At 40.1% G+C, this 25,167-nt stretch carries 27 protein-coding genes and 1 riboswitch; of the genes, 9 read left to right on the top strand and 18 right to left on the bottom strand.

Annotated elements, in window-relative coordinates; translation table 11 throughout:
• Nucleotides 1-65 precede the first annotated feature (65 nt).
• The 15 genes from AC25Y6_RS17745 to AC25Y6_RS17675 all read right to left on the bottom strand — a co-directional run bounded on the left by AC25Y6_RS17745 (nucleotide 66) and on the right by AC25Y6_RS17675 (nucleotide 12,929).
• A complete protein-coding gene (locus tag AC25Y6_RS17745; protein WP_488143956.1) occupies nucleotides 66-872 on the bottom strand; it encodes a Cof-type HAD-IIB family hydrolase in 807 nt (268 codons plus the stop codon).
• Between the two features lie 56 nt (nucleotides 873-928).
• Nucleotides 929-1,792, bottom strand: coding sequence for an ABC transporter permease subunit (locus AC25Y6_RS17740; protein WP_488143955.1), 864 nt, complete (start codon nucleotides 1,790-1,792; stop codon nucleotides 929-931).
• Nucleotides 1,792-2,577 (bottom strand): PhnE/PtxC family ABC transporter permease, encoded by a 786-nt coding sequence (locus AC25Y6_RS17735; protein WP_488140667.1) that lies wholly within the window; start codon nucleotides 2,575-2,577, stop codon nucleotides 1,792-1,794. Before AC25Y6_RS17735 ends, AC25Y6_RS17740 begins: the two co-directional genes overlap by 1 nt.
• 11 nt (nucleotides 2,578-2,588) lie before the next feature.
• Entirely contained in the window at nucleotides 2,589-3,353 is a 765-nt protein-coding gene (gene phnC, locus AC25Y6_RS17730; RefSeq protein WP_488143954.1) for a phosphonate ABC transporter ATP-binding protein, read from the bottom strand.
• 125 nt (nucleotides 3,354-3,478) lie between these two features.
• Nucleotides 3,479-4,507 (bottom strand): PhnD/SsuA/transferrin family substrate-binding protein, encoded by a 1,029-nt coding sequence (locus AC25Y6_RS17725; protein WP_488143953.1) that lies wholly within the window; start codon nucleotides 4,505-4,507, stop codon nucleotides 3,479-3,481.
• A gap of 172 nt (nucleotides 4,508-4,679) precedes the next feature.
• Entirely contained in the window at nucleotides 4,680-5,492 is an 813-nt protein-coding gene (locus AC25Y6_RS17720) for a PHP domain-containing protein (protein WP_488143952.1), read from the bottom strand.
• Between the two features lie 16 nt (nucleotides 5,493-5,508).
• Nucleotides 5,509-6,204, bottom strand: coding sequence for a phosphonate C-P lyase system protein PhnL (locus AC25Y6_RS17715; protein ID WP_482103136.1), 696 nt, complete (start codon nucleotides 6,202-6,204; stop codon nucleotides 5,509-5,511).
• A gap of 6 nt (nucleotides 6,205-6,210) precedes the next feature.
• The gene (locus tag AC25Y6_RS17710) at nucleotides 6,211-6,837 is read right to left on the bottom strand and encodes an LbetaH domain-containing protein (RefSeq protein WP_482103137.1); all 627 of its coding nucleotides are present in this window, start codon (nucleotides 6,835-6,837) and stop codon (nucleotides 6,211-6,213) included.
• The gene (gene phnM / locus AC25Y6_RS17705; RefSeq protein WP_488143951.1) at nucleotides 6,834-8,009 is read right to left on the bottom strand and encodes a phosphonate metabolism protein PhnM; all 1,176 of its coding nucleotides are present in this window, start codon (nucleotides 8,007-8,009) and stop codon (nucleotides 6,834-6,836) included. The genes AC25Y6_RS17710 and phnM overlap by 4 nt, the downstream gene beginning before the upstream one ends.
• 13 nt (nucleotides 8,010-8,022) lie before the next feature.
• Nucleotides 8,023-8,862: an ATP-binding cassette domain-containing protein gene (locus AC25Y6_RS17700; protein ID WP_482103139.1), complete on the bottom strand. Its 840-nt coding sequence runs from the start codon at nucleotides 8,860-8,862 to the stop codon at nucleotides 8,023-8,025.
• Nucleotides 8,852-9,724, bottom strand: coding sequence for an alpha-D-ribose 1-methylphosphonate 5-phosphate C-P-lyase PhnJ (locus AC25Y6_RS17695; RefSeq protein WP_482103140.1), 873 nt, complete (start codon nucleotides 9,722-9,724; stop codon nucleotides 8,852-8,854). The genes AC25Y6_RS17700 and AC25Y6_RS17695 overlap by 11 nt, the downstream gene beginning before the upstream one ends.
• Nucleotides 9,724-10,830, bottom strand: a complete 1,107-nt coding sequence (locus AC25Y6_RS17690; protein ID WP_488143950.1) for a carbon-phosphorus lyase complex subunit PhnI — start codon at nucleotides 10,828-10,830, stop codon at nucleotides 9,724-9,726. The genes AC25Y6_RS17695 and AC25Y6_RS17690 overlap by 1 nt, the downstream gene beginning before the upstream one ends.
• A complete protein-coding gene (phnH, locus tag AC25Y6_RS17685; RefSeq protein WP_488143949.1) occupies nucleotides 10,830-11,426 on the bottom strand; it encodes a phosphonate C-P lyase system protein PhnH in 597 nt (198 codons plus the stop codon). The genes AC25Y6_RS17690 and phnH overlap by 1 nt, the downstream gene beginning before the upstream one ends.
• A gap of 241 nt (nucleotides 11,427-11,667) precedes the next feature.
• Entirely contained in the window at nucleotides 11,668-12,090 is a 423-nt protein-coding gene (gene phnG, locus AC25Y6_RS17680; protein WP_488143948.1) for a phosphonate C-P lyase system protein PhnG, read from the bottom strand.
• Between the two features lie 125 nt (nucleotides 12,091-12,215).
• Nucleotides 12,216-12,929 (bottom strand): GntR family transcriptional regulator, encoded by a 714-nt coding sequence (locus AC25Y6_RS17675; RefSeq protein WP_488143962.1) that lies wholly within the window; start codon nucleotides 12,927-12,929, stop codon nucleotides 12,216-12,218.
• Between the two features lie 986 nt (nucleotides 12,930-13,915).
• On the opposite strand from AC25Y6_RS17675, the gene AC25Y6_RS17670 reads away from it, so the two are divergent.
• Both AC25Y6_RS17670 and AC25Y6_RS17665 read left to right on the top strand, forming a co-directional pair.
• Complete coding sequence (locus AC25Y6_RS17670) at nucleotides 13,916-14,086, top strand: hypothetical protein (RefSeq protein WP_482103144.1); 171 nt, start codon at nucleotides 13,916-13,918, stop codon at nucleotides 14,084-14,086.
• Nucleotides 14,087-14,429: 343 nt separating this feature from the next.
• Entirely contained in the window at nucleotides 14,430-15,446 is a 1,017-nt protein-coding gene (locus tag AC25Y6_RS17665) for an AI-2E family transporter (RefSeq protein ID WP_488143947.1), read from the top strand.
• 34 nt (nucleotides 15,447-15,480) lie between these two features.
• Here AC25Y6_RS17665 and AC25Y6_RS17660 read toward each other — a convergent pair whose 3' ends face one another.
• Complete coding sequence (locus AC25Y6_RS17660) at nucleotides 15,481-16,005, bottom strand: methylated-DNA--[protein]-cysteine S-methyltransferase (RefSeq protein ID WP_488143946.1); 525 nt, start codon at nucleotides 16,003-16,005, stop codon at nucleotides 15,481-15,483.
• Between the two features lie 339 nt (nucleotides 16,006-16,344).
• Between AC25Y6_RS17660 and AC25Y6_RS17655 the strand changes: the two genes are divergently transcribed.
• From AC25Y6_RS17655 to AC25Y6_RS17630, 6 genes are all read left to right on the top strand, one after another.
• Nucleotides 16,345-17,082, top strand: a complete 738-nt coding sequence (locus AC25Y6_RS17655; protein WP_488143945.1) for an ABC transporter ATP-binding protein — start codon at nucleotides 16,345-16,347, stop codon at nucleotides 17,080-17,082.
• On the top strand, nucleotides 17,079-17,834 hold the full coding sequence (locus tag AC25Y6_RS17650; RefSeq protein WP_482105814.1) for an ABC transporter permease: 756 nt from the start codon (nucleotides 17,079-17,081) through the stop codon (nucleotides 17,832-17,834). The genes AC25Y6_RS17655 and AC25Y6_RS17650 overlap by 4 nt, the downstream gene beginning before the upstream one ends.
• Nucleotides 17,835-17,910: 76 nt before the next feature.
• Nucleotides 17,911-18,017, top strand: a riboswitch (SAM riboswitch).
• A 77-nt stretch (nucleotides 18,018-18,094) separates the two neighbouring features.
• Nucleotides 18,095-19,216 (top strand): methionine biosynthesis PLP-dependent protein, encoded by a 1,122-nt coding sequence (locus tag AC25Y6_RS17645; RefSeq protein ID WP_488143944.1) that lies wholly within the window; start codon nucleotides 18,095-18,097, stop codon nucleotides 19,214-19,216.
• Complete coding sequence (metC, locus tag AC25Y6_RS17640) at nucleotides 19,213-20,397, top strand: cystathionine beta-lyase (protein ID WP_488143943.1); 1,185 nt, start codon at nucleotides 19,213-19,215, stop codon at nucleotides 20,395-20,397. The genes AC25Y6_RS17645 and metC overlap by 4 nt, the downstream gene beginning before the upstream one ends.
• A 45-nt stretch (nucleotides 20,398-20,442) precedes the next feature.
• Nucleotides 20,443-21,561, top strand: coding sequence for a 5-methyltetrahydropteroyltriglutamate--homocysteine S-methyltransferase (locus tag AC25Y6_RS17635; protein WP_488143942.1), 1,119 nt, complete (start codon nucleotides 20,443-20,445; stop codon nucleotides 21,559-21,561).
• A gap of 85 nt (nucleotides 21,562-21,646) precedes the next feature.
• A complete protein-coding gene (locus AC25Y6_RS17630) occupies nucleotides 21,647-23,107 on the top strand; it encodes an MFS transporter (protein ID WP_488143941.1) in 1,461 nt (486 codons plus the stop codon).
• Nucleotides 23,108-23,264: 157 nt separating this feature from the next.
• Here AC25Y6_RS17630 and AC25Y6_RS17625 read toward each other — a convergent pair whose 3' ends face one another.
• A complete protein-coding gene (locus AC25Y6_RS17625) occupies nucleotides 23,265-23,762 on the bottom strand; it encodes a flavin reductase family protein (protein WP_488143940.1) in 498 nt (165 codons plus the stop codon).
• 83 nt (nucleotides 23,763-23,845) lie between these two features.
• A complete protein-coding gene (locus tag AC25Y6_RS17620) occupies nucleotides 23,846-24,643 on the bottom strand; it encodes a pirin family protein (RefSeq protein WP_488143939.1) in 798 nt (265 codons plus the stop codon).
• A gap of 119 nt (nucleotides 24,644-24,762) precedes the next feature.
• Between AC25Y6_RS17620 and AC25Y6_RS17615 the strand changes: the two genes are divergently transcribed.
• Nucleotides 24,763-25,113, top strand: a complete 351-nt coding sequence (locus AC25Y6_RS17615; RefSeq protein ID WP_482103154.1) for a winged helix-turn-helix transcriptional regulator — start codon at nucleotides 24,763-24,765, stop codon at nucleotides 25,111-25,113.
• The last annotated feature ends 54 nt before the right edge of the window (nucleotides 25,114-25,167 follow it).

Genomic DNA, 25,167 nt, shown 5'->3' with positions numbered 1-25,167 from the left:
CATTCATACTTGTGCCATGAAAAAAGGTCCATCTCAACAATCCGAGATGCACCTTTTTGTGTTATTCATCTGTATAAATCTACAACTACGTCTGCTGTTTCTAATAAGCCAAATTCAATCAAAGCATCCAGAATTCCATTTTCAGAACATGATGTCGTTACATAATCAGCGATAGCCTTCAACTCCGGAACTGCATTGCCCATCGCGATACCTGTTCCAACAAAGTCAATCATTTCAAAGTCGTTCGTTCCATCTCCAAACGCATAACTATTCTCTTTCTGTATACCGAGTTTCTCAAGCACTTTCTGAACCCCTACTGCCTTGGATGATCCCTTTGGAAGCACGTCGGACGCATAATCCCCCCAATTAATGAAGGTATGATCCGAATAGCGCTCTACATACAATTTTGCATATTTGCGTTCACAATACAGTTGAACTTGATGCACCGGGAAATGCTTATAAAATTCTGGTTCTACAAGCGGATAAACTTGTTTCAAGCTTTCATAACTAGGAATAATATGCGGATGATTATCTTCATTTACTTTACTCATTTGGTGGTTGGAGTAAGCAAGGCCATGACCTTTACTTTTCACTAAACTTGCAAGGTTATGCAACATTTCAGGGTCCATCGGATTCGAATAGATTTCTTCCCCTTCAAACACAACGTGCTGGCCATTCATTGATACATAGGAGTTTATATTAAGTTCATCTAAAAGCCAGTTAAACATTTGAGGCGAACGTCCTGTAGATATTACTGTATAAATGCCTTTTTCCTGCAGCGTATGCACTGCCCTTTTCGTCGACTCCAATACAACCTTATCTTCATTTAAAAGTGTTCCGTCCAAATCAAAAAACACAGCTTTTTTCTCCAAATTAAATTCCTCCAATATGGATATATTTTTTCAATAATAGACAGTTTTTAGATCTATTACTTTACTGCCGCGTCCATTAGGTATCGTTTTTTCAATTGTGCCGATAACAGTTCAAGCCCAATCGCAACAATCAAAATCGCATAAGTGATAAAACCGACTTCTCGTAGGTCGAAATAGAAACCGGAAGCCATAAACAATTCAAAACCAATGCCACCCGCCCCAGCAGCCGCCCCCATCGCAACTGCTACAGTGAAATTCGTTTCAAAACGCAAAAACGTCCATGACAATAAGGAAGCTGCTGTTGAAGGGATTACTGCATTTGTTACGATATGCCACCAATTAGCCCCACTTGCCCGTAACGCCTCTAAAATGCCATCGTCTAATTCCTCAAATGACTCTGAGTACGCCTTTACTAAAAACGCGACTGTGTGAAGAGTCATACCGATAATTGCCGCTTCACTTCCGAGTCCCGCAGCAATCGCGAAGATTAAAACCCATAATACAGTGGGGACTGCTCTAACAAACGCGACTACAATAATAATGGCGTTTGACACAACCTTCGTCGATAAATTCTTTGCAGCAAATAATGCGATAAATAAAGATAGGACAGCTCCTAATACCGTCGACAATAATGCAAGCCCCATTGTAAGGCCAACTTGATAGACAGCCTCCCAAAAAGTGAAATGACTGAGTACGGGTTCTAAAAACATGACTTTTAAATTATGAAGGGTCGCTGCTCCCGCTTCTATTAAAGAGATTTCTTTATAATCGAACGTTAGAAACCCGTAGATTGTTAAAAAAAGGAGTGCCACGAACGTACCCATCGTTACAACCTGCGATTTGTTCCAAACTTTTAATTTAATTTTCCCCGAACTGCTTCTCTTCACATCAAAAGCCATATTGCTTTGAACGATGGTCATTACAAAATAACCCTCCTTACATAGTTGGAAACAAGTTCGATACCGATGACAACAACGACAATACTAATAGTAATCAAGCTGACTACGTTATAGTTCATACTCTTATAATAGAGATCGAATGCGAAACCAATCCCCGTTCCAGTCAAAATACCAACTAGTGTCGAACTTCTAATATTCGTTTCAATCATGTACAACACCCAACTAATCATTTGCGGAAAACACTCCGGAATGACCGCTTTAGCTACGACTTGAAAATAAGTAGCTCCAGTTGCCCGCAAAGCTTCCACTGAACTGCTACTTGTTTCGTCAATTGTTTCAATAAACGCACGTGTTAAAAATCCGAACGTTGCAAGAAACAATGCAAAGTAACCAGTCAATGCATTTTGTCCAAATGACAACAGCAAGATGAGTGCCCAAGCGACAATCGGGATATTTCTGTAAATCGAAGCAATTATTCTGCTTAATGACCCGAAAAAGTTATTAACTTTCGTCGTATGCGATCCCATCAACGCCAATAATAGAGCCAAAACACTGGCCGTGGTTGTAGCTGTAATGGATAGAAAAATGGTCTCTATTAATTTGTCCATAATGGATGGCATCTTTTCCAGTGATTCTGCAGTAATATACAGATTAGAAAACATCCAGCTAAAAGCTTTTGGCAGAGTTTGCATTCCGTGCAGAAAATTGAAATCTGTAATTTTTGCTGATAGCAATGTAATGCCTATTAGAATGATCCAGAATACCGTCACTCGATTATTCTTTCTCTTGAAAATCTCAATATCCATAGCAGTACCCCCTATTCCATTATGAGATCTCCAGCTTCAGAACCATAGATCGAATGAATGTATTCTGATGTCAGTTTTTTAGAAGTGCCATCGTACACAACCTGGCCACTGTTTAATCCAATAATCCGGTCGGAATATCTTTTTGCTACATCGACCTGGTGCAAGTTAACGATACAAGTGATATTCAGTTCTTTGGAAATTCGCTTCAAGTGATCCATGATAACTTTAGAAGCGTTAGGGTCCAACGAAGCGATTGGTTCATCGCAAAGTAGTAGTTTCGGCGATTGAATCAATGCACGTGCAATTCCTACACGCTGTTTTTGCCCCCCGCTTAATTGGTCACATCTTTTATAGGCGTGTTCTTCCATCCCAAGCTTTTTGAGAAGACTAAATGCCTGTAATTTCTCTTCCTCCGTGAACCGTCCTAGAATACCTTGAAGCGTTGTTTTATGGCCAAACCTGCCGTGCAATACATTTTCAATAACCGTTAAACGGGATACTAAATTATAATGTTGGAAAATCATCCCGATTTTTGTTCTATGTTTACGCAACTCTTTTTTGGATAACGACATTACGTTGACATCATCAAAAAAAATTTCCCCATCGGTTGTATCAATCATTCGATTGATACAACGTAAAAACGTTGATTTCCCGGCTCCTGATGGTCCAATAATCGAGACAAACTCACCCGTATTCACTTCCATATTAATCTTCGATAGTACCTCTCTGTCTTTTCCATATCGTTTGGAGAGGTTTTTGATATGTAACAAAGCCATTAGAAAAACTCCTTGCACCATTTTTTGAAGTTCTTTGTAAAAAAAGCATGTACCTGAATGAATACATCTTCGGCACATGCTATCTTCAGTAAAAACCAATGTCCGTTTGTAACCGTCTATACCTCTTACTTGGACAATTCACGAATTGGATCAAACCAAGAATCTTCTGCTACAACAAACCTCTCATCTGCTGTTTTCTTGAATAGACCTGCAGCTTCAGAACTTTCTGGGACAAAAATCTTTTCGTTGTTTGAAATTTCATCTGAAGTTAAAATTTCTTGGATCTTCTTGAAATCTTCTTCGCTTAAGCTATCAGTGTTTGCTGCGAAAGGAGCATTTAGCACTGGTGTTACATTTATCAATGTAAATTCTTCACCTGGAACTGTATTGAATGGTTCAGCAGCATCCGCTTTTACTTTATAGACCGTTCCTTTTGTGTTTGCTTCGCCTTCAGCAATTTCAATGTAATTTCCGACGCATGTATCACAAAATGCAGCTACATCTGCGCGACCATTTAGTAGGTTAACTGCGGATCCTTGGTGAGAATCACCGTATAAAACTTCTTTAAAGAACGTACCGCCTTCCATTAAGTCCTCCGGCGTTAAGTCTTTCCATTTATCTTCCTTAGAGAAGTAAGAAACGATATCACTTGATGGAACTTTAAAACCTGAAGTTGAACTGCTTGATACGAACGAGAATTTAGAATCGACGATGTTATCAATCGCAAACTCACCATCTATTTTGTAGTCTTCTGCATCTGCCTTGTTCACAGCTAACCAACTATAGTAAACTGCATCATCGATTGTCCCTGATTTTCCACTTGGTACAACGAGAGGCTCAATTTTGTCATTTTTGTTTTTTGCTTCGATATACCCTTGTGCACCCATGAATGCAAGCTGAGCATTACCATTAGCGATTGTTTCAATAGCAATGGCGTAATCAGTCGTCAATTTATGCTCCACCTTTTTACCAGTTACATCTTCAATCACTTTTCCAATTTCATCACGCGCTGTTTTTAAATCATTGCCTGATTCGTTCGGATACCAAACCATTGTTAACGTATCACTAGAATTAGCAGCACTTCCTGAAGAACAAGCTGTAAGGATTGATGCAAGCAAAAGAATAGTTAAAAATGATAAAAGATTTTTTTTCATGATTTTCTCCTTTTATTGTTTAGTTTGGTTTGCAATCTTCTTAGTAACTGTGCCTGGTTCAAAAGCCGGATTATTATTTCAACTGCTACCCATTCCTCCTTTATTTGGTCACTATCATTTCAACACATAAATAGATGTAAATGGTCGTTTTTACAATATCTTCATATAATCTTTATACTAATTGCTTCAAGAATTGCGTTGGGCTCAAGATATCTCCAATTTCAACGGGAGTACCATAATCACCATGAAAATCACTACCGCCTGTCTTAAACAGCGAGTACTCAAATGCATAGCGATCTACTCTATATCTGTCTTCCTTTGAATGGTCCAAATGATCTCGTTCAATTCCATCGAGTCCATTTTCCACAAGCTCTGGAATGAGGGCAAATGAATCCAACTGTCCAGGGTGTGCCAACACTGCAAAGCCATTGTCCGCCTTGATGGCCTTGACTGCTTCCACAGCATCCACGTATTCGATATCCCTGGCACAAATGCCATCGCCTTTAAAAAGGGCTTGATAAAGTTCTTGATAGAGCGGTGTTTCAATATGGTGATCTAGTAAACAATGCATAATATGCTGCTTATAAATAACGCCTGACATCAATGCTTTTTTCGCTACATCTTCAACCCGAATATCATAATTATTCTTTTGCAGCTGTTCAATTTGCCACAAGGAGTTTTCATGCCTTCTCTTTAACAAGGGTTCGCAAAGTTCTTGAATATGTGTTGCTTTCTCATCAAACATATAACCAAGAATATGTACTTTTCGATTTTTCACAAAATCATATGCTGATATTTCAATACCTGGCAATACTGAAATGCCATGGTTTTTTCCCGCAATTTTTGCAGACTCAATACCCTTGATTGTATCGTGGTCAACTACGCTTATATGAGTTATCCCTTTTGTTGAAGCCAAATGCATCACTTCCTCCACCGAAGAGGACCCGTCTGAGTAATTTGAATGGACATGTAAGTCAACTTTCATGAGTAGTTCCTCCATTTCAGACCACAGTTTTTTTCTGTAAATCATAAACTTTGTCGCATAAACCATCCATAAATTCTAAGTCATGAAAGATCCCAATCAATGTCGTTCCATCGTTTTTCAATCGTTCAATCACTTCACGCACTTTCAATTTAGAGGCATTATCCAAGCTTGCTGTCGGTTCATCCAGCAGTAGCAATCGTGGTTTTTTCACAATGGCGCATGCAATATTCAATCGTAATTTCTGCCCTCCTGAAAACGTGTTCGGATAACTATCCCAGAGCTCGGGGTCCAGTTCGAAATGAGAGAGAGCTTCCTCTGCCGTCCTCCTGGCTTCCTCTTGCGACTTCCCCATTTCAATTACAGCCTGCTCCACAAGTTCACGTGCAGTCGTTCGCGGCATGACATTTAAAAACTGTGACACATAGCCAATCTCATGCTTTCGCAAATATAATACTTCTCTTTCCGATAGCTGCGACAAATCGACCATTCCGAACTTTTCAGAACTGTATAATACAGCACCTTTTTCTGGGAGATACGTTCGGTAAATACTTTTTAAAATGGTTGATTTACCACTACCACTCTTTCCGACGATGCCAATAAATTGACCTTCTTTAAGGGAAAAATTGATATTATCTACTGCGCTCATCTTTTTATCCAGATGGTGAATCGTAAAGGACTTACTCAATTCTTTTACTTCAATTAACTGCGGCACAAAATCCTACCTCCCATCATATTTTGCAACGAACTTTTCAATATCTATATGAAAATCATCCATTCGCTCTTTGATGGTTTCATAGGACCAATCCCACCATTTGATGCGCTGCAAAGCCGCAATCGTTTCTTCAGAAAATCGATATTTAATAACCTTTGCGGGCACACCAACGACAATTGCGTATGGAGGTACATCCTTCGTTACAATTGCGCCACTTCCAACAATCGCACCATCGCCAACTATTACTCCAGGTTGAATGATGGCTCCGTGACCAATCCACGTGTCATGGCCGACATATGCTGTCCGGCTCACACGTTGTTCAAAAAATGGTTCATCATCTCTATCACCAAAGCCGTACATATGCGGGCGATAGGTAAAATGATGAAGTGACGGTCGTTCATACGGATGATCTGTAGGACCAATCCGAACCATTGCCGCAATGTTGGAGAACTTTCCAATCTGCGCATTTTGGATAAAGCAGAATTGCCCTGTATACGAATAATCATCCAGTACTGTATTTTCGATAAAATTGTACAATCCAACTTCGGTAAATATGCCTAGACGCGTGTTTTTCAGCTCCGAATGGTCATGAATAAATGGCGTTTCTGATAATTGAACCTCAGTTGTCCTCATCGATACATCGTCCTTGTGATCAATTTCCCATCCACAATTGAAGCCGTGACCATCGGAAACCCATCATCCATTTTCTCAATAATGATAATATCCGCTTTTTTCCCTATCTTTATAGACCCAATTTCATCATCGATTCCGACTGCTTTTGCAGGATTCAGTGTAACTAGTTGAAACATTTCATGAAGATTTTGCCCGTATTCATCACTTAATTTGAAAAGCGAGTGAAGTAAAGCCGCTGGGTAATAATCGCTGCACAAAATATCAATCGTTTGTTCTTGAATTGCCTCCGCGGCCGATAAATTTCCAGAATGAGAACCCCCGAGCAAAACATTCGGTGCCCCTGCGATTGTCCACAAGCCGAGTTCTTTTGCTTTTCGCGCAACCTCTATCGTCGTCGGAAACTCACTAATCGTAGTCCCATAGCTTTTTACTAATGAGAGCTTCTCTAGTTCGTCGTCATCATGCGAAGCGATGGCTATATTATTGTCCAAAGCGATTTGAGCAATTTCTTTGATTTGTTCTAGTGTGATTTTCTCTTTGGTGATGCTGTCGGCAATAAGCACGTCCGCCTCTGCATTCGACATATTACGGAATCCTTTTAATGTATCTCGGTAAATTTCTAAGTTTCTATATTGCCCTTGTCCTGGCGTATGATCCATGAAGGAAATAAGATGGACTTTCTTTTCTTCAATATTTTGAATGAAGCGATCTACAGCCTCAATATTGTCTATTTCGAAACGTGCATGCATACGATTTCGGATTAAGTGCTGGCTCGTATGTGTATCATTGATGGCATCGATGAGCCGATTCACATTTTGTGGATTGCGTATCGGTTTATGTGAAAATCCGTCATCCTTATAAATTGAAAGGGAATGGTACATCGTTGTAATTCCGTGACTGACCAGTATTCTTTCCGCTTCCCGGATGCCCATATTAAAGTCCATTAAACATGTCGGCCTTGGAGAAACAATTCCTTCTATATAATCGGAATGGATGTCTACAAATCCTGGTGAAATGTAACCTCCTTGTGCATCAATTAGTGTGTATTCACTGAATCCCGCAATCTCCTCCTCAGGAATGATTGCTTTGATGAGATCCTTTTCTATAACTACTGCATGGTTTTGAAGGATTTGATTTTCTGTAATTATTTGGCCATTTGTTAGTACGTACACAGAATCACTCCATTTAGATTAATGAATAGACGAGTTGTTGCGTAAAAGCATGTTGTGGATCTTCTAAAACTTGATCGGTTAATCCTTGCTCGATTATTTCCCCATTAAGCATTACGATTGTTCGGTTTGCCAGCATACGAATGACGGCTAAATCGTGAGATACAACAATCATGCTGATACCAAGTTCCCGTTGAATCTTTTTTATCAAGTCGAGAACACTTGCCTGGACTGACAAATCAAGACCTGTCGTGACTTCATCCAATAATAGAATTGGAGGATTGTTGGACAGTGCTTTTGCAATTTGTACACGTTGCTGCATTCCACCTGAAAACTTCTTCGGTTCGTCTTTCATTCGCGCTAACGGAATATGAACATGTTCTAGCAACTCTTTACTTCTTTGTTCCATTCGATCCACTCTACGATTACCGGCTGCAATTTGCTTTTCAGCAATATTTCCGACTGATGAAAAGTCCATCTTCAGTCCAAGAATCGGATTTTGGTACACCATGCCAAGAATGGTATTTCGGATGTGACGTTGTTGTTGAGAAGATTCTTCAAAAATATTTACCTTTCCCTCCTGATGTAGTGTTATGTAGCCTTCACCATCCGTAACAGCCTCGTCGAAATATAGACATTGCATCAGCGTAGACTTTCCGCTTCCGCTCTCGCCTACGATACCAAGGATTTCACCTTTGTAGAGATCGAACGAGATGTCACGGCACGCATAGACTGTTTTACAATGAGGACAATAGTTTTTTTCCAATACCCCATCGTTGGCGTTTGTACAAACTGGACATCCGTGCCCAAACTGTTTCTGCAGGTTTTTCACTTGTAAAATGGGCTTATCTTGCATGTAGTAATTCCACCTCCGAAACCACTTCGTTTTCGTTTAACACGGAAAGACAAAAACTAGTATCATTGCATTGGTAATGAGTTTCCCCTGTATCTTGGTCAACCAATTCATCCATAAAGACGTTCGTGGAATGACATAAGCGACAATTCTTTCCTTCAAACGATTCCACTTCAAATGGATAATCTTCAAATGCAAGTGAAGCTACATTCGTGTAAGGTGGTACCGCGTGAATTTTCTTTTCTCGTCCAGCACCTAGTAAAATCAGCGCTTCCGACTGGTGCATTTTAGCATTATCAAAACGTGGAATCGGGCTTGGTGCCATAACATAACGGTCATGAACGAGCACAGGATGATCCGCATTCGTAGCAGTTTTTCCGTATTTCATAATTTGTTCAAACAACTGCAACCATGCACCGCTATAATCATTCTCGGCATGCAGTTTTTTCGTTTTAAACTCGCTTGGTTCCACCCACCTCAAAGGTTCAGGTATCGGAACTTGTAAAACCATAATCTGTTTTTCTGTTAATGGAACTTCAGGAATCCTGTGCCGCGATTGAATAATCGTCGCTTCACTCGTTTGGATTGTTGTTTCGACACCTGTCGTTTTGTTGACGAGTTTCTTAATATTAACTGCATTGACCGACTCGTCAGCGCCTTGGTCAATCACTTTTAGTACATCTTGTTTTCCGATGATCGACAAAGTAATTTGAAGACCGCCCGTTCCCCATCCCCGTGCAATCGGCATCTCTCTTGAAGCGAATGGTACTTGATACCCTGGAATTGCGACTGCTTTCAGAATGGCTCTGCGTATTTCTTTTTTGGAACCTTCATCAAATAAAGCGAAATGTGTTTTTAGCTGCATTATTTTTCAGACTCCTTTTTAATTTTCCGTATGCTATCTAGCTTTGATTGGAACGTAACGTAATGAGGCAGTTTCAAATGGGAGATAAAGCCACTCGACTCTACCGAATCAATGTGCAGCAGAACAAATTCTTCATCCTGCGTCGGGTAACCTTGGTTTCCTAATTCTAAGCTCTGGTCTAAAATGCTCATGGCAATTGCCTTTGTTTCATTCTGTCCGAAACAAATTCCATAACCTATCTCAAAATCAATTTCTTCCCTATCATTATCTTTTTGGCTTGAAACCGGAACGAACGCCTCTACTTCCGTCACTTTAATTTCACCGATATAAAAATCATTTTCTTCGTCATCTGTCTTATCTGTTGGATACCCAATCGTCAATGGCAACTTACCGACACGCAGTTCTCCAACTGTCGGATGTACTGGACCGTATCCGCGAATTGCTGCATATCCAAGAGAAGTGACGGTTCCCGTTTGTCCTCTCGTTAACACTTGCAGTCTTTCACTGCGTGTTGTCGGGAACTGGATACTTTGTTTTGTCACATCAATCGGTTCCGTGTTGTCGTCTTCTACTTCGGAAAGTAATTTTTCCTTTCGAAGGTAATCAACTACCTTTGGCAACGAAGTTAAACTGGCTTTATCTATCATTGTATTTTCTTCATTCAAAAATTGGTCAAGCCATTCTTTCATCGTATTTTTCGATTCATCAATCAAATCAAAGTCCATTAAACGATGTGTATAATCATAGGACGCCCCTAATATCTGACCGCCTGGAATATCCTTGAAACTTGCGGATATTCTACGTTCTACTGCCATTAAGTCCGTTTCAACAACACGCGTATAATAAGTCCTTGGCAATGTAGAACGGTGAGCACGTAACAGGAACACAGCTTCTTCCATATTCCCTTCCGACTGTTTAATGGCAAGTGCCGCCAAATATTCCGAGTACAGACTGCTTTCGGACATCACCTGGTCAACCATGCCGCGCATCGTCGCCATAATCGTTTTCACTTCTAATAGTTCCTGTGATTGGACCCGTTCAAAGGTGAGGCGTTTTATCGATTCTTCAATCGCTTCTGTTCCACCTTTAACCGCTACATAAGCCATTAAGACACCCCTCGATCGTGAATAATCGTTGTTCTTGGCAGACACATCAGATTGGATTGCCTATCGATTAATATCATATCCACTCCGAGCGGGTATTCTTTATTGGCCTCAGCTCTTGCATCCATCCAATATTCACTACCCGGAATTTCTACGTTTTCTTTATCAGCAATTCCTGGTCCTTCTAAAACGAGATATAGCTCATTTGCTAGCGATTCCGTTTCGATGATAATCGTTGCGGATTTTTGTGGATCCACAAGCGTCCCTTTTTTCGCTTTCGTAAATACATCATGTAAGAATTGTTGCTGATCATCTTGCATAATGAATATGTAATCCGCTTTATGTAAATCCGTCACTTTTGACAATGTATGGGCAGAGAAAAGTGCTTCGATTGAGGCTGCATTTTGACCTATGACATGATAACGAACTTCTGCATCCAGCAATGTAATCGCACTCAGAAGAATTGAATGCGAGCAAAATTCTCGGTGCCCCTCCTGTTCACTGCCTTTACCAATATTTTTAATCGTTCCTGGTCTCGACATACAATGAAGGATTGTCCGAAAAACTTCTTGTGTATCGTGCACTACGTCAATGGCCATCGTTTCACTCCTAAACATAATTTAATAAATCAATTACACCTTGGCGTAATTGCGCCCAGATTTTGAATCGCGCTTGTGCCTGCAGGATGCAGGTATGCAATCTCTGCCGCAGGACGCGGCGAACTTAGGTTGCCTTTTGACTCCTTGCAAAATCTGTGGCATTCGTCGGAGGCTTTAACAGGGAGGAATTGAACTTCATTCCTCTTAATTCAGTCGGAGTTTGAACCCCGACTCAATGAAGTTAAACGTCCATCATTTCAAAATTAACTTTTGTTTTTAATATGGATGCTTCTTTTAATAGTCTGTTTTCATGAATTCGTTTTTCTTCATCATCGAAAAGCAATGTCCACGTTTCAGTCTCAACCAAGTTTGCTTCATATGCTGCATCGATTACGGCTAACTGGTAGGAGAATTCTTCTTCATCGCCCACGATAATTCCGATGCCTAATGTATTATTAATCTGAACCTTTGTTTCGGTCACAAGTACTTCTCCAAGGTAAAATAGTGATTTTTGGGCCGTCTCTCTCAACTTGACCATCGCTAACGCTTGTTGTGGGGTAGCTAAAACATGAATATCGTAGTTACGTTCAATTTCATTTACCAATTCTCTTGTAAAATTACGTGAGCCATCGATAAGTATTTTCGTTCGTTTGCGTCGATTCATCATCTCACTCCTTCACAACCTCATCTTATCTTGTTGCCAAGTGGCGTGATGTTAAGTAATTATTAAGGAATGTAAATGCAAATTAACAAAAACAAGCCCCTGTCAAATTGACAAGGGCTTGTTCTTCACTCATTCGCAATAACGTATGTAAATAAGTCACTGCGGTATATGATTTTTGTATATTCTAGCACGTTTTTTTGAATGGCATCTACACAATCACTTTGAATAATTAATAGAGGAACTAGCGAAGTACATTCGAGAAGAGTTCGCTCGACACTCGTCGGAAACGAAATAGTTACGTAACTTTTACTACTGACAAATTCAGTAAATCCTTGATCTTCGTAATAAGAAAACATTGACTGAATGTGGCCGCCCTCTACTTCTATTCGAGGAAAAACAGATTTTGCAACGTATGAAATATGGAGCGCTAACGGCTGTCCATCTATGATGCGAAGTCTTGAAACCTTAAATACTTCTTCCTCCTGCTGCACTTGCAACTTAGCAAAGATACTCGGATCATAGGCGATTTTTTCACACCCCAAGTTTTGGGTTACCAGTTCATATCCAGCACGTTTCATTTTTTCACTAAAGCTAGAACTTCCCGACAAATGCAATTCAATTTGCTGCAGCTTAGGTTTTAAAAACCTACCTTTTCCTTGTTGCGAATAAATATAACCCATATCTTCCAATTTCAAATAGGCATTCCTGACTTTGATCCGCGGTACTTGGTAGTGGTCTGCAAGTTCATTTTCTGATGGAAATTGGTCATTCGCTTTATATTTTCCTAAAACAATATCTTGAATGATGTCATCGATTATGATTGACTCAACACTTTGCATCAATTTATTTCCCCTTTATAAAAGTAGTAATTAGAGTGATACATTTATAATCATTTTTTATATGAATGGGTTCACGCCTGTTGATTAACCAAAATAACTTAATCAAACATTGTGGACTACGTGTGTAGATGTTTTTGGATTGCTTTGGATTGAACAATTTCTATAACATTTTCGAGATGTTTTAATAAGTAGGGATGCGACTTCGTCGCATCCCTACTTATTTTCCCGGTAATCATATGGCGGTTGTTCATCCGTCGCTCTCCAAAGGTACCAATACAAGAAGTTCTAAAGCTTTTCGGGACGAAAGAATAGCTGGCTCCTCACCTGGAAAGAAGCGGCCAAAGATACAATTTTGGCCGCTCAAGCCTTCTTCTATAGTTTCTCTATTTTTATTTTCAGGAAGTATCACTTTCTTTTAGAGCTTCACATATTTCATCATGATAGTAAGCAGAGAATGCTATGTACAAGGTACTAGAGTGCCCGAAATTACATCTTCGGGCACTTACAGTCTTTATAGAATATCATCTATTCTATTCTTTCAAAGCAGCTGCATTTTTCACTTGAATATTGTAGGAACGCGACTGGCTAATAATCACAACAATATGAACTTAAAAGGTGTGGCTAGAAGTGACGGAGTCGCTTCTAGCCACACTTTCCTCTCGGTAATAGTGTCATGAATAATTCGCCGAAAGCGGGCCGGAAATAGTCCAGTGAAAATGGCTGATTCCAAGCCCTTCTCGCAAGTGTTCTATGCAAATAAATGGTTAATCAATAAACACGGAATGGGTGATTAGAATCTCTTTTTAATAAAGAACCAAAACGCATTCTAATGCTACAAGTATACACTATTCATCCTAGATTCAACTCAAGTTAACAGGTTGTGACCTATCCTATTGATCATTCCACTAATTATAAATTATATCCTACATGAATCAATTGCTTTTGAGCCATATTAAAAAGAATCAATTAGTAAAGGAGGTATCGGCATGAAAAAAGATGATAGTAATAAATTGAATAAGGGTAAAACGTTGTCCGAAAAAATTAGAACAGGAACCATTAATGAAAATGGCATTCATGAAGAGTTATCTCTTGATTTTGCTACTCTTGGTGATCGAAAAAAGGCAATGGTTGATTTATATCGTTCTACGAAAAAGTAATCGTTGGCAGAGCATAGTAAAACCATCCTTGTTAGATATGCAAGGATGGTTTTCTGTTATTCAATGAAGGTAAAGGAGGTATAATGCAGTTGCAACATTCTGAGCTTATTGAGTAGCCATTTCCACTCATTAAAACATGCCCCAAAATTTCATTTATTGCTCGATGTATCATATAATTAATCAAACACTAAAGGGAGGTAACCTAATTGGTTTAAATCTCCTTTGCCTATATAATACATATTCTTTTACAAGTGAATGGTAAACTTTATTATTATGTCAATACTAATATGAATAATAGGAAGATTTATCACTTCAAACTAATAATGAAGGAGCTACAGTTCAGATGAATGGATTATTTGATATTTTCGAGAAAAAGGGACCCCGTCGTTTTATTATCTTTGCTTTAATAATTTTAATTCTTTTCAGCGTCAGAAGTATGATGAATATCATCTTACTTACCTTTATTTTCGCTTTCCTCATGAATCGACTAGTTGAATTTACGGTCAAACGAGTGCGCCTAAACCGGAAGGTGTTGGTGATTCTACTCTATTCAGTAATCGTGAGTTTATTAATGTTTGGTATTGTAAAGTATCTGCCTTTAATCACAATGGAAATCAGTCAAATTATTAAGCGCATTACCAACTTCTATGCTGAGCCTCATGACAATGTTTTGCTTAACTATTTAGAATCCATCATTTCTACCAATCAAATCGCTGCCTATTTGGAAAACGGTTTTTCGTTTCTGGTAAAATATTTTTCCGATATTAGCAAAACGAGTATTCAAGTGTTGCTTGCTTTAATTTTAAGTTTGTTTTTCCTATTGGAAAAACCACGCTTAATAGAATTCACCAGCAAATTTAAAGACAGCAAAATAGCTCCTTTTTATTATGAAATCGAATTCTTCGGAAAAAAGTTTGCACGCACATTCGGTAAAGTAATTGAAGCTCAATTCATTATCGCAATTGTTAATACGTTTTTAACGGTAATTATATTAATTGTACTTGGATTCCCACAAATAGTTGGTTTGACAATAATGGTTTTCTTCTTAGGCCTAATACCGGTAGCAGGCGTAATCATTTCACTGGTGCCTTTAACTTTAATCGCCTTTACAATCGGGGGAATACTTAAAGTTGTTTATGTCCTTATCGCGATTATGATTATTCATGGAATTGAAGCATATATATTAAATCCTAAACTGATGTCCTCCAAAACCGACTTACCTGTTTTTTACACGTTCGTTGTACTAATTTTTTCTCAACACTTCTTCGGTGTCTGGGGTCTGATTATCGGTATACCAGTGTTTGTATTCCTGCTTGACGTACTCGATGTAACGAATAAAGAAACGGTGATAAAGAGATAATAATACAATCTCTTTATCATTCGTCTTTCTTCCACTACCATTGCAAATGATTTTCCAGTCGAAGTAATTGCTCTTTCATCTCTAAACCAGCACGGAAACCGCCCAGTTTCCCATTTTTAGCAATGACACGATGACAAGGTACGGTCATTAATACCGGATTTGCGCCAATCGCAGTTCCGACTGCACGGACCGAACTTGGCTTTTGTATACGTTCAGCAATATCTGAATATGACACAGTCTGGCCGTATGGGATTTCTTGCAATGCATTCCAGACTGATAATTGAAAAGGCGTACCGTGAAGATCCATCGGCAATGAAAATTCTTTTCGCCGCCCCTCCAAATAATCAATCAATTCAACTACATACGGCTGCAAAACCTCAGCGTCTTCAATCAGAATGTGGTCCGCAAGCCGTTTCTTCACCCATACAGCTAATTCCGCAGATGAAGCATTTAAAGAACCCACATAACAAAGCCCTTTTGTTGTCGCTGCGATATACATATTCCATTGTGCGTGACTCAGAAATGCCCAATACACTGCAGTTTCAGTCTTGCTCTCCATCATTGCACCTCCATACGATTAAACCAATTGAGTATCTCATATTGGAAAAAAACGGGGTCCAAACTCAAAACGTTTGGACCCCACTCTTTTTTAAAAAAGTCGTCTCGTTCAATACATATACGTTTTAAACCAGTACTAAGTTTCATTGGTTAAAAGTCTATTTTACACTTCAAGGAATAGTAGACGTCCCAATATAGTGGTCACTATAGCACAAAACGCACGCTATATGAATAGTACTAAACATTTATTGAATTATAAGAGCTTGAATCAATGTTCCTTGCATGAATACAACCCTTAGATTAGAATTATTATTAATAAGAAAGTCTAGGAGCGATTAACATGTCCAATTTATATGAACCTGCATTACATTTTTATAACGTTGACTATTCCATAGGGGATATACATATTTTAAAAAACGTGACGGGCTCCTTTCCAAAAGGCAAAATTACGACACTCGTCGGTCCTTCGGGAGCGGGAAAGACAACGTTGCTCAAATTGTGTAATGGATTGATTTCCCCCACCTCCGGGGAAATTTATATTCATGACAAACCCATTTCCGCCTATGAACCTGTTGAACTACGGCGTCATGTCGGCATTGCACTTCAGAGTGCACCGATGATAAAGGGGACTATTTATCATAACTTAGCACTGCCCCTAGAACTTCAAGGTAAAAAACTGCCAGAACAAGATGCAGTTGAAATTCTAGATGATGTGGGCCTCGACAAACTATTTCTGCACCGAAAAATCGACGAATTATCAGGCGGACAGCGTCAAAAAGTATCAATTGCCCGTACATTGATCAATAAATCGGAAATCTTATTGCTCGATGAAATCACCTCTTCTTTAGACCGATCGTCGTTAACTGAAATCGAGGAATTAATCGGCAAAATCAATCGGAAATATGGTACAACAATCATCTGGATTACACATAATCTGGAACAAGCCTTATCAATTGGTGATTACACATGGGTTGTTATGGAAGGGCAAATCATCGAAACCTGTGAAAGTAACTTATTAAAATCATCGACGAATGAGTTAGTGAGGCAGTTTGTAGAAGGAGGGGTATCCTCCGTATGACTTATTTAACATTAGCCATCACCCTTATATTCGTTATCATTCCCCTTGTATTATCAAAGACGCTCCGTTTAGGATTAGAAAAGGACACGATCATTGCAACAATCCGGTCGATTATACAGCTTCTCGCAGTCGGATATATTCTTAAATTTGTCTTCGACTCAGAAAATATTTTGTATATCGTGTTAATGGTTACATTGATGATTGTAGCTGCGACACAAAATGCCAGAAAGAAAGGGACAGCCATCAAGGGAATTACATGGAAAATTGCAGTCACCTTAATTTTCGTTGAAGTGCTAACCCAAAGTATTTTACTAGGCTTCCAGATTGTACCCGCAACTGCACAATATATCATTTCAATCAGCGGCATGATTATCGGTAATTCGATGGTATTGTCAATCCTTTTCCTTAACCGATTTACGGCAGAGGTTGAAACGCATCGCGACGAAACGGAACTTATCCTGTCACTTGGGGGAACGCCAAAACAAGCCATTCATAGACAACTGATCAATTCTATCAAAGCCAGTATGATTCCGACAATCGAGAGTCAGAAAACAATGGGATTAGTTCAACTGCCTGGTATGATGAGTGGTCAAATCATTGCTGGAGCTGACCCAATTCAAGCTGTTCAGTTTCAATTGCTGATCATCTTTCTCTTATTAACGACCGCAGCAGTAACCAGTGTCTTACTCGGATTTCTATCTTATCCTAGTTTGTTCAATCAACGAATGCAGCTGCTTCGGGAAAAGCATTAGGAATCTGGTTCTTGTTTTATAATTCATGCCATGGTAGAATTATCTAAATTGTATATTCAAACAACTTCATATTTTATTCTTATCACGAGAGACAGAGGGATTGGCCCGATGACGTCTCAGCAACCAACCTGTTTAGGTACGGTGCTAATTCCAATAGGTATCTATTTACCTAGAAGATAAGGAGATTGACTTCGACATTTCGAGGACCCTCTCCATATAGAGGGTCCTCTTTTTGATTTTAAAAGAAGAGAGTGAATCCAATGACAAGACGAAGTTTGGAAACAATACTTGTACAACTTGGTAATAACAGTGATCCGAAAACTGGTTCAGTGAACCCACCAATCTATTTATCGACCGCCTTTAAACACGAAGGCTTAGGTCAGTCAACTGGCTATGACTACACGCGGACGAAAAATCCGACCCGTTCCATTTTGGAAGAAGGCATTGCAGATTTAGAGAGCGGTGACGCCGGTTTTGCATGTAGTTCAGGGATGGCTGCGATTCAGCTTGTTTTATCACTTTTCCGTCCAGGGGATGATTTGATTGTTCCGGAAGATATTTACGGGGGTACCTATCGCCTACTAAAGCAGTATTCCGATGTCTATTCAATCGGAACAACATATACGGATTTTACTGATGTCCATGAAACTGAGAAATTGATAACTGCGAAGACAAGAGCCCTATTTATCGAAACACCGACAAATCCACTTATGCAGGAGTTTGATATACGTCAATACGCGAAACTCGCCCAAAAGCATAATTTATTACTGATTGTCGATAACACATTTTTAACGCCTTATTTCCAAAGACCAATTGAGCTAGGCGCAGACATTGTTATACACAGCGCCACGAAATACATCGGAGGACATAACGATGTCCTATCCGGTCTTGTAGTTGCAAAAGGCACGGAGCTCTGTGAAGTATTGGCAACCAACCATAATGCTATCGGTGCAGTTCTGTCACCTTCCGATTCATGGTTAATCATTAGGGGACTAAAAACACTGCACTTACGAATGAAGCAACATGATGCAAATGCAAAGATAATCGCAAATTACTTGAAGAGCGAACCACATGTTGCGGACGTTCTCTATCCCGGGAAAGGCGGTATGCTTTCCTTCCGCTTGCAAAATAGTGAATGGGTTGGACCTTTCTTAGCAAATCTAAAACTTATTACATTTGCTGAAAGTCTCGGAGGCGTGGAGAGTTTTATTACTTACCCAGCAACACAGACACATGCGGAAATACCACGTGAAGAACGGATACGACGGGGCGTTGACGATAGTCTTTTACGTTTCTCAGTCGGAGTGGAAGAGGTAGAAGATTTGATTGCCGATTTAAAGCAAGTGTTTTCAACATTAAAAAGCGAGGTGCTTCAACAATGAGTCTCAATAATGAACGATTACAAACGACACTTATACACGCATCGACACGTGGAGATTCCGAACGGAAAACGGGTGCAGTGAATGTACCTATTTACTTATCTTCAACATTTCATCAAGAAAGCTTTGACGAATTTGGTCCCTATGATTACAGCCGTTCTGGTAATCCAACGAGAGATGCATTGGAAAAAACAATAGCCTCATTGGAAGGCGGTGAACGCGGATTAGCATTTGCTTCTGGGATGGCTGCCATCTCCTCCGCTTTCATGCTCCTTTCTTCAGGTGACCATATCGTTGTTACTGAAGATGTCTATGGCGGTACATTCCGATTTGTAACACAAGTCCTACCAAAGTTCGGTATCGACCATACATTTGTTAATCTGGCTAATTTAGAAGAAACCGCTAGTGCAATCCGGCCGAATACAAAAGTAATTTATGTAGAAACACCTTCCAATCCTCGATTAGGTATTACGGATATTGCAGCCATTGTCGAACTCGCAAAAGCGAATGACTGTCTGACGTTCCTCGACAACACATTCATGTCGCCACTATACCAACGCCCCCTTGATCTTGGCGTTGATATAGTTGTCCATAGCGCTACGAAGTTTCTATCTGGACATAGCGATATTATTGCCGGTTTGGCAGTGACGAAGGATGAGGAGCTTGGAAATCGATTGGCGTTTATCCAGAACTCTTTCGGCTCTATATTGGGTGCTCAAGATTCCTATTCGTTAATTCAAGGGATCAAAACGCTTGGAGCTCGTCTAACTCAGTCATCCTTATCGGCTCAAAAAATCGCCGTATATTTGAATGAACACTCTTTAGTGGAAGAGGTATTTTATCCGGGGTTAGTAAGTCATCCAGGTTACGAAGTCCATGCGAAACAATCAACTAGTCCAGGAGCGGTTCTGTCATTCCGTTTGCCAGATAGAGCTACAGCAAAAGCATTTGTTGACAATGTCCGTATACCTGTTTTCGCTGTGAGTCTAGGCGGGGTTGAATCAATCCTTTCTTATCCTGCTACGATGTCCCATGCTGCTATGCCGAAAGAAGAACGGGAGAAACGTGGGATTACGGATGGCCTACTACGTTTTTCTGTAGGCCTTGAACATGTGGACGACTTGATTGAAGATTTTGAGCAAGCACTGAAAAAAGCATCTACCCTAGTTGCAGTACGTAATTAAGTACTCGTAAACAAAATACTAGTTATGAGAAAGAGGGAATATAAATTGACAAAAACAGTAGAAGAACAAAATGAAATAGTTGCACCATTCAAAGCGGATCACGTCGGGAGCTTCTTACGCCCGGAGCGTCTAAAAAAAGCACGCCTGCAAAAAGATAACGGTGAAATCACTGCCGAAGAATTACAGACAATCGAAGACGAGGAAATCACAAAGCTAGTAGAAAATCAAAAAAAGGCCGGACTGAAGACAGTGACAGACGGAGAATTCCGTCGTAAATGGTGGCATTTCGATTTCCTTTCCGGCTTCGATGGCGTTGAATTTTACGAAACTGATAAAGGTCTTCAATTCAATGGCGTTCAAACGAGAGCACACGGCATCAAAGTGACAGGGAAAATCGGTTTCAGCAATCATTATATGATCGAACATTTCAAGTTCCTGAAAAGTGTTGCGGGAGATGCGGTTGCTAAATTCACGATTCCAAGCCCGAATATGCTGCTCCACAGAGCGACATTCGAAGAAGGGATCTATTCAAGTGACGAAGAATTATTTGATGACTTGGTAACTGCCTATCAAGACGTAATTCAGGCGCTTTACGATGAAGGATGCCGTTATCTTCAAATCGATGACACGTCATGGGCTTCCCTTTTGTCGGAAGAAGGAAGAGAGACATTGAAAGCGAAAGGTCAAGATCCTGATGACATCGCTCAACTTTCAGCTCGGGCAATTAATGAATCCATCGCAAAAAGACCAGCCGACTTGCTCGTTACGATGCATATTTGCCGTGGCAACTTCCAATCAACCTATTTTTCAAGTGGTGGCTATGAGAATGTATCCAAAACTATCTTCGGCAAATTGGATGTTGACGGCCTTTTCCTAGAGTTTGATGATGAACGTTCAGGCAGTTTTGAGCCGTTGCGCCACGTCAACCGTCCGGATCTTTACATCGTATTAGGATTAATCACTTCTAAATTCGGTGATTTGGAAGATCCAGAACAGATAAAAGTGAGAATATCAGAAGCTGCCAAACATGTTCCGTTGAATCAACTTTGTTTAAGCCCTCAATGTGGTTTTGCTTCAACAGAAGAAGGCAATCGATTGACAGAAGAGCAACAGTGGGAAAAAGTTCGCCACGTTGTGTCTATCGCACAAGATGTTTGGAACTGATGAATAGGCGATAATCTATTGAATGCCTCTCTATCAAAAATAGAGAGGCATTTTTTTATAAAGAACGGAATTGGAGGTGTGAGAAATGAAAAAAGAGGGTTTGCAAAGGTATCATACGATTTGGGGATTATTATTTTTGGGCTGGTTCGTTTCTTACGTTGACCGGGTAGCCACTGGTCCGATTGTTACATATATGATTGAAAATGAAGTTTCCTTTTTTGCAGACGTAGCAAATCCGCATGGTATCGGCGGATTGATCGGTAGTTTGTTTTTTGCTGGCTTCATGCTAATGCAGTTTCCTGGTGGTTACTTCGGAGACCGGTTCGGCTATCGTGCCATAATTATTTTGAGTATTGTTTGGGCAGGGATTGCCACCTTGCTAACCGGATTGGTCGGTGGCCTTATCGCCTTTATTCTTTTCAGGGTTCTATTAGGGCTTGGTGAAGGTGTATTCTATTCGAATGACCGCTCTTATATCGCATATCATACACCTACCGAAAAAGTCGGATTGGGAATGGGCGTGGCGCTTACCGGATTATCTGTCGGACTAACAGCCGGTACACTCGGGGTCCCCTATCTTTTAACAATTGCAGAACCATTTATGGGAGAGGAGGCTTGGCGTTTTCCCTTTTTTGTGACTGGGATCATTACGCTTGTCGTTGCATTCCTGCTATTTAAATTTATGAAGCCGAAACATAATCCAAATGTACCTGTAGATTTATCCTCGCCAGGCATTAAAACACAATTTAGCAAAGGGCTGCTGCACATGTCCATGTACTCCGCAGTCTTTCTAGTCATAGTGATGGGTATTTATTATTTTTCGGTTAAACTAGGTTTGTCTTCTATTGCAATCGCTATCATACTTGTGGCACTATGTCCGCTCTTAATACTTTATTTGTACATGACGAAGAAATCTGAAATAAAGCCGTTATTGGCAAATAAAAACCTATTCTTATTGTACTTATTTTTCATCCCAGTCATGTGGCATCTATGGTTTTACGGCTTTTGGTCCGTCTCCATCGTCAAAGATTTCGGCGGTGGAGCATTGATGGCCGCTGCACTGATTGCGTCATTTAATGGCTTGGCCGGTATCATCGGTTTCCCTCTCGGAGGGAAGATTTCCGACATGGTTGCGGATCGTCCAAATGGGCGACGTAATATTCTTGCTATACTTACCGCCGTGCTGACCATAACCATTTTTATATTTGCGGCTTATGTAATGTTGGGTAATAATAGTCCCGTCGTTATGTCTATCATTTTATTCGTTTCAGGACTATTCTTTTTTGCATTGCAGCCGGTTGCACATGCACTCGCTTCCGACTTAACGCCCGAAAAAAGCAGAGGATCCATGTTCGGGATGCTTAATTTGATTGGAGAAATCGGAGCGGTCCTCTCGCCTGTTGTCTCCGGCGTTCTTCGGGACAGCACAGGCGACTGGGGCATGCCGCTTCTGCTTGATGGTGTACTGATGGCGGCTGGTTTAGTGCTCGTGCTGGCCATCTCACGTAAAGGGGTCAGCAAGACTTCTGTTTCCTTGGCAAAATAAAAAAAAGGCCTGTCATCAACAAGTGATGACAGGCCTTTTCGAGCGGTAATTTATACGGATAGCCGTGTAAGTTCTAATAAATGTTACCTTCAAATACGCTTAGGCGCTTAGGTAGGCCTCCAGCGCTCAGCCTATGAACAATATTCAATACTTCTACTTAGCTATAAAAATCTTTAGGAATTGGACCGATAGTTCTGCGGTGATACAGAAGAGGTTCTTTACTTTCATTCTGGATATCCAATACTTCGCCGATAAAAATCGTATGATCCCCGGCTTCGATTTGTTGAACCGTTTTACATTGCAGAACGGACAGCGCCTCTGGGAGGACCGGCAGATTCAAATCCGACTCCTTCCAATCACATTGGCTAAATCGATCGGCTACTCTGCTGGAAAATAACGTACATAAATCGCTTTGATCTGACGCCAAAATATTCACCGAAAACTTTTCAGTCTTAAGAAAATCGTTATAGGTGGATACTCTTTTGTCAATTGACCATAATATGAGCAAAGGCTCTAAAGATACAGATGCAAATGAATTAACCGTTAGACCCATCGGTTTTTTATCCGCATCAAATGCTGTTACGACGGTTACTCCCGTCGGGTAATTCCCCATTGCCTCTTTAAAACTCGCTACATATTCCGCCTTTTTATCCATATCAGCAACTCCCATTTTCTTATTTCTACTAAAAGCATAGCAAATCTATTGGAATATTTCATACTTTATGATTCCGTATTACATTACTCGAATTTTCCTTCTCTATAATCCTTGTAAGCTTGCATGATTTCTTCTTCTGAATTCATCACAAATGGACCGCGCGCAACCACTTTTTCTCCGATAGGCTGACCTGCATATAAGATGATATGCATTTTCTCTAATGCGTGAATCTTTACTTCAGATTTCTCAGCCGTTAATCCGTGTTCTAGCCAAAGAACCTGCCCTTTTCCACCTATAACATAAAGGAATCCATTATAACTGCCCGGAAGATCTTGTATAATTGTAGCACCCGGCTCTAATTTTATCTCAACCATCGTAACGGGTACATGATTTTTCGTATCAGCTATTACATCTGCTGAAGAACCTGAGAATACACGAATCGTTGCACCGTCTTGTTGACGGACAGGCATGTCTTCTGCACGCATGTTCTGATAACGTGGTTCCGTCATTTTTTTATCACTCTGGAGATTAACCCACAATTGCAGACAATTCACTATTTCTCCAATCGCCGGTTCTTCTGAATGAATAATCCCTTTTCCAGCTGTCATCCACTGGACATCCCCAGGGTACAATTCCCCGCCGCCTGTCTTATTGTCATGGTGCTCAAGATTTCCATCGATGATATAGGTGACCGTTTCAATACCGCGATGCGGATGCGGTCCAAAAGTGCCTCGTTCGAAAAAATCTTCAGCCATCAACAAAAATGGATCTGTTTCTTCCCAGTTACCCGGTTCAATGACTAATCCCACTTTATGAGTCGGTGAATTTTCCTGATAAACTACATTTCTGACGCTTCTGATACCCCTAGATAAAACGCTCATTTAAAAGTCCTCCCTTTATGTCCTTTATATGATATTATGAACCAAAGAGACCAACAAGAGAAGTACTTACTTAAATGTATCATAGTATCTAAAAGTATACTAATGGAGGTTATTAAGAGATGAAAGTTGAACAATGTAAAGTCGACGAAGCTTTAGGGATTTTGGTAGGTAAATGGAAACCGATTATTTTATTGCATTTATTCAATGAAGGCACTCAGCGATTTAGTGAGTTGAAACGGTTGATGCCCGATATTACACAAAAAATGTTAACCAAACAATTACGTGAATTGGAAGATGAGGATATTGTAAAAAGAGTCGTCTATGCCCAAGTTCCTCCGAAAGTTGAATACTCTATTTCAGAGTATGGTCAAAGTTTACAACCGGTTCTGGCAATTATGCACGAATGGGGCACACTTCATGCCGACCATATTGAAAAAGTTAAAAGTTATAATGAGGCCAGTAGCTACTGAAACTGATAATAATCGAGTAGGAGGGAGTGATTAACTCCCGACCTCTCACACCAC

The sequence above is a fragment of the Sporosarcina sp. Y1004 genome, from assembly GCF_057669665.1.
Note: the sequence above shows the minus strand (reverse complement) of the source record. Positions and strands in the feature narration are given on the sequence as shown.